This window comes from Mesorhizobium waitakense (assembly GCF_056431085.1).
On the sequence record NZ_JBWKME010000146.1, the window covers coordinates 1 to 10933 of the forward strand.

At 61.3% G+C, this 10933-nt stretch carries 7 protein-coding genes, 1 tRNA gene and 1 pseudogene; 2 read left to right on the plus strand and 7 right to left on the minus strand.

Annotated elements, in window-relative coordinates; all coding sequences use genetic code 11:
* Positions 1-313: 313 nt before the first annotated feature.
* Positions 314-3343 carry a PAS domain S-box protein gene (locus AC07FD_RS28545; protein WP_478352563.1) on the minus strand — a complete coding sequence of 1010 codons (3030 nt, stop codon included), beginning with the start codon at positions 3341-3343 and terminating at the stop codon, positions 314-316.
* Between the two features lie 224 nt (positions 3344-3567).
* Positions 3568-3644: transfer RNA gene (locus AC07FD_RS28550), tRNA-Ala, on the minus strand.
* Positions 3645-3941: 297 nt separating this feature from the next.
* Here AC07FD_RS28550 and AC07FD_RS28555 point away from each other — a divergent pair.
* Positions 3942-4301 carry a YybH family protein gene (locus tag AC07FD_RS28555; protein ID WP_478352564.1) on the plus strand — a complete coding sequence of 120 codons (360 nt, stop codon included), beginning with the start codon at positions 3942-3944 and terminating at the stop codon, positions 4299-4301.
* A gap of 123 nt (positions 4302-4424) precedes the next feature.
* On the opposite strand, the gene AC07FD_RS28560 is transcribed toward AC07FD_RS28555, so the two are convergent.
* Positions 4425-4727: a DUF982 domain-containing protein gene (locus AC07FD_RS28560; RefSeq protein ID WP_477288674.1), complete on the minus strand. Its 303-nt coding sequence runs from the start codon at positions 4725-4727 to the stop codon at positions 4425-4427.
* 330 nt (positions 4728-5057) lie between these two features.
* Here AC07FD_RS28560 and AC07FD_RS28565 point away from each other — a divergent pair.
* Positions 5058-6308 (plus strand): annotated as a pseudogene (locus AC07FD_RS28565) (cytosine permease); the annotation flags it as partial.
* A gap of 38 nt (positions 6309-6346) precedes the next feature.
* Here AC07FD_RS28565 and AC07FD_RS28570 read toward each other — a convergent pair.
* The 4 genes from AC07FD_RS28570 to secG form a co-directional block, all read right to left on the minus strand.
* A complete protein-coding gene (locus AC07FD_RS28570) occupies positions 6347-6886 on the minus strand; it encodes a DUF1697 domain-containing protein (protein ID WP_478352565.1) in 540 nt (179 codons plus the stop codon).
* A gap of 135 nt (positions 6887-7021) precedes the next feature.
* Positions 7022-8659: a CTP synthase gene (locus tag AC07FD_RS28575; RefSeq protein WP_478352566.1), complete on the minus strand. Its 1638-nt coding sequence runs from the start codon at positions 8657-8659 to the stop codon at positions 7022-7024.
* 241 nt (positions 8660-8900) lie between these two features.
* Positions 8901-10013 (minus strand): L,D-transpeptidase, encoded by a 1113-nt coding sequence (locus AC07FD_RS28580; RefSeq protein ID WP_478352567.1) that lies wholly within the window; start codon positions 10011-10013, stop codon positions 8901-8903.
* Positions 10014-10223: 210 nt separating this feature from the next.
* Positions 10224-10688 (minus strand): preprotein translocase subunit SecG, encoded by a 465-nt coding sequence (gene secG, locus AC07FD_RS28585; RefSeq protein ID WP_478352568.1) that lies wholly within the window; start codon positions 10686-10688, stop codon positions 10224-10226.
* Between the last annotated feature and the right edge of the window lie 245 nt (positions 10689-10933).

Below are 10933 nucleotides of genomic sequence, written 5' to 3' on the forward strand. Positions count from 1 at the left end.
CTATCAGTCGCCTCGCCATAACCGGGGACAACCTGTTGAGGCTCCACACCTAGGACGACCAGGCATCGGCAGAATAGTCAAAGAGGGGCATGGATATGCGTTTATTTCGGCCGTGTAGCCAAGTTGCAGAACGAAGATGGAATGTACTGGCGAGACCATTTGCATGCGCTCGCGCAACGCGTCGAGGTTCGCAGTTTCATACCGAAGTGGCGCACCCGACAGGATGAAACTGGGTACCGCTATGTCATTGTTACGCCTATTGATTTCTGAAATCTGTCTCGGGGTGGTGGTCGGCGTCGCGCTCGTCCGCAGTTCACGATTTCGCCATGCGAGCCACACCGGGAGCGGCGGGAGTGACCGTAGCAGCGAGGCCTTGCGCGCGCTCGCGAAGGACCTGCGCAACCGTGTCCGTGGGCAAGATGGCCAGCGCTCGTTCAAACGAGTCGACAGCCCCCGGAAAATCGGAAGCCTCGTAACGGGTCAAACCTGTCTCCAGGTCCCGGAGGCTTTGCAACTTTGCTGCACGCCGCTCGGGGGTGTCCGCGTCCAGCACTTCGAAGAGGACCACCGGCTGGGACTTGCCCTGGACCAGCACCCGGTCGATCCGCCGCAACGCAAAGGCTACCGGATCGCTGATTTCGTCATGCGTCGCTTCAGTGACGATCAGCGGCACATGATAGGTCTTCGTGAGATTCTCGACCCGGGACGCCAGATTGACCGCATCGGAAATGACCGTGGTGTCCATGCGGTCGGCAGCGCCGATCGTTCCAAGCATCAAAACGCCGGTGTGGAGTCCGATGCCGATCTCGACGCGCGGTTCTCCTCGCTGAGCGCGCTCCCCGTTGAACGTTTCCAGTTGCCGAAACATGTCCAGTGCCGCATCGATCGCGTCTTCCGCCCGGCCGGGAAAAAGGGCCATGACCGCATCGCCCACGAATTTATCGATCACGCCGTGGTTGCGCGTTATCGCGGGACCGACCGCGCCCAGATACTGGTTGACGAACTCGAATGTCTGCGCCGCCGACAACTTCTCGGCCAGCCGCGTAAAATCGCGTATGTCGGCGAAAAGAACCGTCATCACCCGCTGCACCTGGTCGCCAAGAATCACCTCGGTTATGCGCTCCTTTCCGAGTTGCTGGAGAAATTGCCGCGGCACAAACCGCGCATAGCTGTCGCTGATCTTCGCGAGTTCCAGGTGCACTTTCACGCGAGCCAGAAGTTCATCGCTGGCGAACGGCTTGGTCAGGTAATCGTTGGCGCCGGCGCTGAAACCGTTGACCAGATCCGAAACGCGATTCTTGGCCGTCAACAGGACCACCGGTAGGTCCACCGGCGAATAGCGCTGCCGTATTCGTTCGCAAACCTCCATTCCCGACATCCTTGGCATCATGACGTCGAGCAGAACGAGATCGCAGGTTTGGCCGGAAGAGAGGTACTCCAGTGCTTCCTCGCCGTTCGCTGCGGTCACCACCTGGTACTTTGCCAGAGTGAGATAATTGACCAGCGTCTGGACGTTCACGGGTTCATCGTCGACGACGAGAATCCTGTGCCCGGTGCCGCTGGCACTCGCCGCAACGCCGGGATGGTTGACGTCGGCCAGATGAACGTCGTCGACGACCCGGCTGACGACCTGGTCCGGTCGGGTCGGCGGCGAAAGGCTCGCGCGCGTCGACCCGCTGAGAGGCAACCTTACGGTGAACCTTGATCCGACACCGACTTCAGACTGGACGCTGACGGTTCCACCGTGGAGCTCCACGAGCTGTCTGGTGATCGCCAGCCCAAGCCCGGCACCGCCTTGCTCGCGTTCGATCGAACCGTCCCCTTGCGAGAACATCCCGAAGATGTCGTCGAAGCGCTCTCCTTCTATACCGATGCCGGTGTCCGAAACCGTCACGTCCAGCCAGTCGTCTACCGCATTGGCGGACACCTCGACGGTGCCGGCGGGCGTGAACTTGATGGCGTTGCCGACGAGATTGAAAAGCACCTGCTGCAGCCGGTTCTCGTCCACCTCGGCCAGCGGTCCGGCCGGGTCGATACGATTGAACAGACGGAGCGGTCGCTTTCCAATCAGCGTCTGCGAAACGGCAAGTACCAGATCGGTGAGAGTGTGAAGATCGGTTGGAGCGCAATGCAGTTTGACCGTCTCGTGCCGCAGCTTGGAGAAATCGAGCAGGTCGTTGACGAGATTGGCGAGTCGCCGGCCACTTGCCACGATCATCCCAAGGTTGCGGCACTGCTCGGCATCGAGCGGCCCGGTCGCGCCGTCGAGCATCGACTGGCCGATGCCGATGATGCCGTTGAGCGGTGTGCGCAGTTCGTGTGAGGTATTTGCCAGGAACTCATCCTTCAGGGCGTCCGCCCGCAGCAACGCCAATTCAGCCTGCTTGCGGGCGGTAGTATCGCGAATGATGCCGGTGAAACTCCGATGATCGCCGCTTCTGACTTCGCTGACCGCCAGTTCCATCGGGAATGTCGTGCCGTCCCGCCGTAGGCCTTCCAGCTCGCGTCCGATGCCGATCACGCGCGCCTCACCAGTGCTCAGATAGCGGGTGAGGTAGTCGTCGTGCCGTTCGCGGTGTGGCGAGGGCATCAGCATGGAAACGTTGCGACCGATCAGGTCGGCAGACGGATAGCCGAACAATCGCTCGGTGGCTGGGTTGGCGCTCTCGACAAAGCCGCGCTCGTCTATCGTGATGATCCCGTCAACGGCGGTTTCCAGGATGGCCTGGATGCGCGCCTGGCTTTCGCGCAACTCCAGTTCCGCCTTCTTGCGCGCGCTGATATCGCGGATGATGCCGGTGAAACTCCGATGATCGCCGCTTCTGACTTCGCTGACCGCCAGTTCCATCGGGAATGTCGTGCCGTCCCGCCGTAGGCCTTCCAACTCGCGTCCGATGCCGATCACGCGCGCCTCACCAGTGCTCAGATAGCGGGCGAGGTAGCCGTCGTGCCGCTCGCTGTGTGGCGAGGGCATCAGCATGGAAATGTTGCGACCGATCAGGTCGGCAGGTGGATAGCCGAACAATCGCTCGGTGGCTGGGTTGGCGTTCTCGACAATACCACGCTCGTCTATCGTAATGATCCCGTCAACGGCCGTATCAAGGATGGCCTTGATACGGCCTGCGTCTTCTGTCGGGAGATGGATGCCACCTGAAGCCATGAACTTGAACGCGTGCGCCGGCCCGCACATCCTCAACAGTGTTACTTCGGCGACGTACTTGTCGGCGTTGTTTCCAGTCGGCGTGTGCGTTGCCGCCGCGTCGGCCGGGCTTGGTCGGCTTTGCATCGTAGACCAGTTCGACGTTCGGCGCACCCCTTGGTGGTTATCGCCTGTTGGGCCCACGGCAGTCGCTTCGGTTAAGCAAGAGGGATGCTTGCGGCGTCGGACCGCCGGACTTCTTTGGCTTCGCGACATCACTCCAACGGCTCGGAATGGACCGGTCAGAAGCTGAGTACGTAGCTGACCGGTGCGGGCCATAGGGTGACGTCTCAACCCCAAATCGATTGGCTGCTTTGAGGGTCAGGAGCAGACGTCGCTCAGCAAGCTTTGGAATGCTCATCACAAATTGGCGCACCCGACACGATTCGAACGTGTGGCCTCCACCTTGCGAGGGTAGCGCTTTGTCCAGCTGAGCTACGGGTGCATCCTGCTTACGCTAGTCCCGGTCCGACACGCCTGTAGACACCCGCCGAGTTTTCACGCAACCAGAACCGCCCACGGGCCCCTCACGGACACCCTGGCGAAGAGGCTCGCACGATAGGGCGGAGCCGTGCTTCTATGCAGGGATGCCGCCCCATGATGGGCGCGCGCGGTCAACTGCCGAGCCCGGCCTAGCCTCGTCCGTCGATGGCGGCGCTGATCCAGAAAATTCCCTCATCTGCCACGGATGGAACAGAGCTTTTGCAATAAGGTTCCTACTAGATGAGGTACGGAGGTCAGCATGGACGACACAGCCGACAGAGAACCTGTCTACGATCCCCAGCAACTGGAGCCGTTGCTGGTTTCGCGGCAGCACGCGGGCGATGTCGACGGCATGACGGCCTTATTCGAACCCGATGCGGTGATCGACCGTGGCCGCGGAAATTTGCTGCGCGGCAAGGAGGCCATCCACAACTACTATGCCGAGATCGTCGCGTCAGGACGGAAGTTTGCCGTGGGCGAGCAGCGGCCGGCGCTCGTTTGCGGCGACCTTGCCCTCACATCGACCCGACTTCCCGATGGCGACGTGACCAGCGAGGTTGCCCGTCGGCAACGCGACGGCACCTGGTTATGGGTGATCGACCGTTATTCCGTCACCTGAGCCACCAGAGGCAAACGCCTGATCCGGAGGAGCTTTCGACCAGTGATGTCAGCGCACATCTCAAACCAAGACCCGCGCCGTCACGGCGCGAGACCCTCGCATGACCGTCAAGACAACAGGCCCTTACCGCCGCAGCGCGTACACCTTTGCCATGCTTTCGCTGGCTGCCGGCAACGCCATGTCATCGTCGAGAAGGCGCGTGATGCGGGCAAAGCCTGTGAACGCTTTCCTTGCTTCCTCGGGCGACATCTGGCCCGACAGGGCGGCCGAGCAGCAATTGAGCGCGCACTGATAGACTGGACCGCGCCGTCCTGTCGGCCACTTCCTCAAGAACACCATTGCCTCGGCAACACTATCGATTTCTTCAGCAGGATACCCCTGCCCGCGCGAAATCCGCACAGGCGAAAAGAAGTGCAGATAATCCATTATTTCCTCCCGGTTGACCGCGATGCACGCGATCGAACCTTACGAAACGCACCATCCACGGTTTGGTTCCGTGTAAAGAAGCGGAATCATAAAAAATCGCCATATGCCGAATTTCGAATCATTCGACCGGCAAACGCAAAACGGCCCACCATCGCGCCCCTTCGATAATCGCAGTTCTCATTGAATATCTTTAAGGCCAAAGCCGGCAAATAGGTTGCTTGTCCGTTCCCCAACGTCAGGCTTGCCCTGCGTGCGGCCAACGCGTGAGGGCGCGTGCTGCAAAAGGGGAACGTTGCAATGACAATACAGCGTGCTTCACCTGATCGCGGCTTCGTCAACTTCATAATCGCCATCGGCATCGGTTCGCTGATCATCTACGCGCTCATGAACATGGTCGGCTATGCCGGCGTGAAGACTGGCGTGCCCTACCCCGTGCTCGCCCGCGCCTCATTCGGCATTTGGGGCGCCAATATACCGGCGCTGGTGCGCGCCGGCGCCATCGTGGCACTCTTGATCCGCTCGCAATGGTTCGCCGATTTCAACGCCAACTCGCATTTCCTCGGTCATTCCGGCCTGGAAGTGATCTGCTTCGTCGTTATCTGGGCGCTGCAGCTTCTGATCATCCAGCGCGGCCTGGAGACGGTGCGCCGCTTCCAGGATTGGGCGGGTCCGGCGGTCTGGGTGATGATGCTGATCCTGGCGATTTACCTGTGCCTCAAATCCGGGACCTTCGCCTTCACCAGCGACATCCCAATGGACGTGTTGTTGGAGAAGACCAAGGATGCGGGCGTGCCGGGAACGCCGGGCTCGTGGACCGCGCTGTTTGCGGTGGCCGCGATCTGGGTGACCTATTTTTCGGCGCTCTATCTCAACTTCTGCGATTTCGCCCGCTATGCGCCCGATCAGGCGTCGCTGCGCAAGGGCAACATCTGGGGCCTGCCGGTCAACCTCATCCTGTTCTCGCTGGTCGCCGGCGTCACCACCATTGCCGCCTACGACGTCTATCACGAGGTGCTGCTGCACCCCGACCAGATCTCGGCGAAATTCGACAGCTGGTTCCTGGCAGCCCTTGCGGCCCTGACCTTCGCCGTGGCGACGCTTGGCATCAACGTCGTCGCCAACTTCGTGTCGCCGGCCTTCGACTTCTCGAACGTTTTTCCCAGGCAAATCGACTTCAAGAAGGGCGGCTACATCGCAGCGTTGATCGCGCTGGTGCTCTACCCCTTCGCTCCGTGGGAAGGCAGTGCCGCCTCCTTCGTCAACATCATCGGCGCGACGATGGGACCGATCTTCGGGGTGATGATGGTCGACTATTATCTGATCCGCAAAGGTGAGGTCGACGTCGAAGCACTCTATCGCGAGGACGGCGAGTTCCGCTTCCAGGGCGGCTGGCACGTCAATGCCTTCATCGCCGCCGGCATCGGCGCCATCTTCTCGTCGATCCTGCCCAACTTCACCAACTGGCGGCCGTCCTGGTGGGGTGTCTATGGCTGGTTCTTCGGCGTTGGCATCGCCGGCACCATCTACTACGTGCTGCGCACAGCGGCTTTGGGCGCTGACGCCAAGACCGCGAAGGCCTGACAAGCATCGTCCGGGGCGGCGCAAAGCCGCCCCGGATCCTATGCGCTGACCATCTCGGCCAGTTTGCGCACCGTGTTCCAGTTGCGCGACGTGCCGATGCCCAAACGTTTATGGCTCGTTGCCGCCAGAAGCCGCGAACTGGGCCGCTCACGCGAAAAAACAACCCAGATGTCGCCACCGACCGACATCACCTTCTCGTCCGCGGCGGCATAGGCCTGGAGCGCCGCTACAGCATCCACGGGCGCGGGTTTGCGCATCACGCGCACCGCCACCTGGTCGCCGGCTTCGGCCGACTCGCCCGGGAACGGATTGCCGGCGGCAAGCGTCCGCCAGTTCTCGGCACCGCGCACGATGATATCGACATGCCGGCCGAAGGTTTTTTCGAAGGCTGCTTCCAGCCGTTGCTCCAGATCAGCGACGGCCGTTGCCGACGTCTCGAAGACCAGGTTGCCGGTCGCAACCAAGGTGCGAACATTCTTCAGGCCGAGGTCTTCCGCCATCGCCTTCAGGTCGGTCATGACGACCCGCCGTCCCTCGCCCAGGATAATGCTGTAGAGCAGCGCGACATAGGTCTGCATCGCCTAGAGCCGGATGATTTCTGGTCGAATCGACCGGAAATCTGAATCCGCCTCTAAATCAAAGAGATAGGGCATGATGTCGTCCGAAAACCGCTTCACACTTTCCGGCATCATGCTCTAGCCAGCCAGCAATCGTTACACCAGCCGGCTCTGTTCCACTGCCGCCTCGATGAAGCTGGCGAACAGCGGATGCGGGTCGAGCGGCCGGCTTTTCAGTTCGGGATGATACTGAACGCCGATGAACCAGGGATGGTCGGGGTATTCGACCGTCTCCGGCAACACGCCATCGGGCGACATGCCGGCAAACACCAGGCCGCAATCCTCGAGCCGCTCCTTGTAATCGACATTGACCTCGTAGCGGTGGCGATGGCGCTCGGAAATCTGCGTATCGCCATAGATCTCGGCGATCTTGGAGCCCTTGGCGAGATCGGCCTGATAGGCGCCGAGCCGCATCGTTCCGCCGAGATCGCCGGTTTCCCGGCGCTTCTCCAGCATGTTGCCTTTCAGCCATTCGGTCATCAGGCCGACCACCGGTTCGTCGGTTGGGCCGAATTCGGTCGATGAGGCATGCTCGACGCCGGCCAGCGACCGCGCGGCCTCGATGCAGGCCATCTGCATGCCGAAGCAGATGCCGAAATACGGCACCTTGCGTTCACGCGCGAACTTCGCCGCCAGGATCTTGCCTTCGGAGCCGCGCTCGCCAAAGCCGCCGGGAACCAGGATGCCGTGCACCTTTTCCAGCCAGGGCGTCGGATCTTCCTTTTCGAAGATCTCTGATTCGATCCAGTCGAGCTTGACCTTGACGTGGTTGGCCAGGCCGCCATGCGAAAGCGCCTCGATCAACGATTTATAGGCATCCTTGAGGCCCGTGTATTTACCAACCACGGCGATGGTGACCTCGCCTTCCGGATTGTGGATGCGGTTGGACACCGCCTGCCAGGGCTCCATGCGCGGCTTCGGCGCCGGATCGATGCCGAACGCGGCCAGCACTTCCGAATCAAGCCCTTCCTTGTGATAAGCCATCGGCACATCGTAGATATGCGGCACGTCGAGCGCCTGGATCACAGCACTTTCGCGCACATTGCAGAACAGCGACAGTTTTCTGCGCTCTTCCTTCGGAATGGCGCGGTCGGCGCGAACCAGCAGAATGTCGGGCGCGATGCCGATGCCGCGCAGTTCCTTGACCGAATGCTGAGTCGGTTTGGTTTTCAGCTCACCCGCCGTCGGGATGTAGGGCATCAGCGTCAGATGCACATAGACGGCGTTGTTGCGGGGCAGGTCGTTGCCAAGCTGACGGATCGCCTCGAGGAACGGCATCGCCTCGATATCGCCGACCGTGCCGCCGATCTCGCACAGCACGAAATCATAGTCGTCATTGCCGTTGAGGACGAAATTCTTGATCTCGTCGGTAACGTGTGGAATGACCTGCACGGTGGCACCGAGATAGTCGCCGCGCCGCTCGCGCTCGATGATGTTCTTGTAGATGCGGCCGGTAGTGATGTTGTCCTGTTGGTTGGCCGAGCGGCCTGTAAAGCGCTCATAGTGGCCAAGATCGAGATCGGTCTCCGCACCGTCATCGGTGACGAAAACCTCGCCGTGCTGGTACGGCGACATCGTGCCTGGATCGACATTGAGGTAGGGGTCGAGTTTTTTGATGCGTGCGCGATAGCCTCGCGCCTGCAAGAGAGCCCCAAGGGCCGCTGCGGCAATGCCTTTTCCAAGTGAGGAAACCACGCCGCCTGTGATGAATACATATCGCGCCATGGGATTCATCGCTTAACGCGGCCGGATTGATTCCGCCAGAGAAAAAACCGCCGCGAAGGTTTTTTCCCAAGAAGGCGCGATACCCCTATGCATGTCGCCCAAAGCGCGAAGCAGTTTTTGGGACAACGACATGCACAAAACAAAGAACTGAAGCGCGTCGATTGAATCCGTTTCAACGCAACGCGCTTAGGGGCAAGTCAAAACAAAAGGGCCGGCAAAGGCCGGCCCTTCGGCATGATAGATGCAGGCGTCAGATGATAACGACCTTGGTGCCTACCCTGACGCGGCTGTAAAGGTCCATGACGTGCTCGTTGATCATGCGGAAGCAGCCGTTGGAGGCGCTGGTTCCGATCGACTGCGGCGCGATGGTGCCGTGGATGCGCAGATGCGTGTCCTTCTTGCCGTCATAGAGATAGATGGCGCGGGCGCCGAGCGGGTTCTGGCCACCGCCGGGCATGCCGTCCTTGTACTGGCCATAGTGCTCCGGCTCGCGCTTCTGCATGTCCAGCGTCGGGATCCAGCGCGGCCATTCCTGCTTGTCGCCGACCGCGACCGTACCCTTGAACTGAAGGCCTTCGCGGCCGACCGCAATGGCGTAGCGGCGAGCGGTGGAAGACGATTCGACGAGGTAAAGGCGGCGGGCGCTGGTGTCGATGACGATGGTGCCGGCATCGTAGCCGGTGAATTCCACGTCCTGTGGCACGAACTCCGGCTTCACCTTGAACTGCTTCTTGGCTTCTTTCTTGGCGAGAGCCTGGTCCAGCGCACGTGTCTCGGGGAGATATGAAACCGAAGACGAGGAGCTGCCGCCGAAGAGGCCGGCGAACAGACCACCGCTCGACCGCTTCTGGCCGATGGCCTCGCTGCGCAGCTCGCCATTGTTTCCGGTCAAAGCGACATTCATCGCTTCGGCCTGGAGCGGCTCAGCCGACTCGATCGGCGCAATCGGCTCGATGATCTTGACAGTCTTCGTCTTGGCAGGCGTGGCGTCGGCCACGTCGGTTGCCGGCGCGGTCTTGCCCCTCTTGGCGAGGAACGCCTGCCGGTCCGCCTCGGCCCTGGCCTTCGCTGCTTCGCGCATCGCCAGCTTCCTGGCTTCGAGCGCCTTGGCCTTGGCCGCTTCCTTGTCGGCAACGATCTTGGCCTCGATCTTCTTGATCTGGGCGAGGTCGTCCGGTGTCGGGCTTTTCTTCTTCTTGAGAAGCTTCAGTTGCGCCGCATCACTCTTGACGGCGACGTTGATGGCACTGGTTGTGTCAGCCGATTGATGTGCGGCCATATTGGCCGGCATGCCGGCGAAAGCCGGGGAACTCATGCCGAGTACGGCGCAGAGTCCCATGAAAATGAAGCTGCGAAGCTGCATGGCGAAGATCCGATCGTTCTATGCTCGTTGCCCACGGCGTCGCCCAGCGCCCCCCAAGGGCGCGGAAATGCCGCGCGCAATCTATAGTCGAATAAGAGCGGACGCCTCAAGCGTCGCGCCACATTGCAGGCACTCGAATCTTCGTGATCGTGCTGCATTTGCCGCGACTGTGTTCAAACGACAACAGATCGCGGCTTCAGGCGCTGGAGACTACTGGTTCGGGACCTGCGGGGTCGCCGGTGCAGCAGGGGCGGTGCCGTTGGTCGCCGGCTGAGTCGAACCGGCCGCAGGCGCCGTGGCCAGAGGCGTTGCCGCGGCATCATTGCCGGACGGCGGCGTCGGCGCGCTGTTGCCGGCAGGCGCCGGAGTGGTCGTGCCGGGCAATTGGTTGAGCACACCCTTGCCGGCGCCGTCAGATGTCGCGGGCACGCGGTCGAGGATGTCGATCGGCTTCTCGCCATAGCGGGCGACGATCGACAGTGTCAGCGACGTGGCGAAGAAGGCGGCCGCCAGGATCGCCGTCGCACGCGTCAGCGCGTTGGCAGCACCGCGCGCGGTCATGAAGCCGGATCCGCCGCCGATGCCAAGGCCGCCGCCTTCGGAGCGCTGCAGCAGCACCACGCCGACAAGGGCGAGCACGACCATGAGATGGATGACGATCAGTACGGTTTCCATAGTTTATCCTGGCAAGGCCCTACCCGGTCGCGGACACGACCGGTGAATTGGAGGCGGCTCAATACAATGCTTTGATGGCATTTCCAAGCCCGTGGCCGGAATATGGGAAGCAACGCTCCCTTTGCAACGATTTCCGCCGCCGTCCGCCCTAAGGCTTGTTGAGATTCATCGTGAGTTTATGACGGCAGCAGCAAGATTGATGAAGGCTGCGAAGCTCTGGTCGGTTTTGTCAGCTCGCATGGCGA

Coding starts and splice junctions, on each gene's coding strand:
- AC07FD_RS28570 (WP_478352565.1), bottom strand. CDS start 6,886: ATGCAGACCTATGTCGCGCTGCTCTACAGCATTATCCTGGGCGAGGGA.
- AC07FD_RS28575 (WP_478352566.1), bottom strand. CDS start 8,659: ATGAATCCCATGGCGCGATATGTATTCATCACAGGCGGCGTGGTTTCC.
- AC07FD_RS28560 (WP_477288674.1), bottom strand. CDS start 4,727: ATGGATTATCTGCACTTCTTTTCGCCTGTGCGGATTTCGCGCGGGCAG.
- AC07FD_RS28555 (WP_478352564.1), top strand. CDS start 3,942: ATGGACGACACAGCCGACAGAGAACCTGTCTACGATCCCCAGCAACTG.
- AC07FD_RS28580 (WP_478352567.1), bottom strand. CDS start 10,013: ATGCAGCTTCGCAGCTTCATTTTCATGGGACTCTGCGCCGTACTCGGC.
- secG (WP_478352568.1), bottom strand. CDS start 10,688: ATGGAAACCGTACTGATCGTCATCCATCTCATGGTCGTGCTCGCCCTT.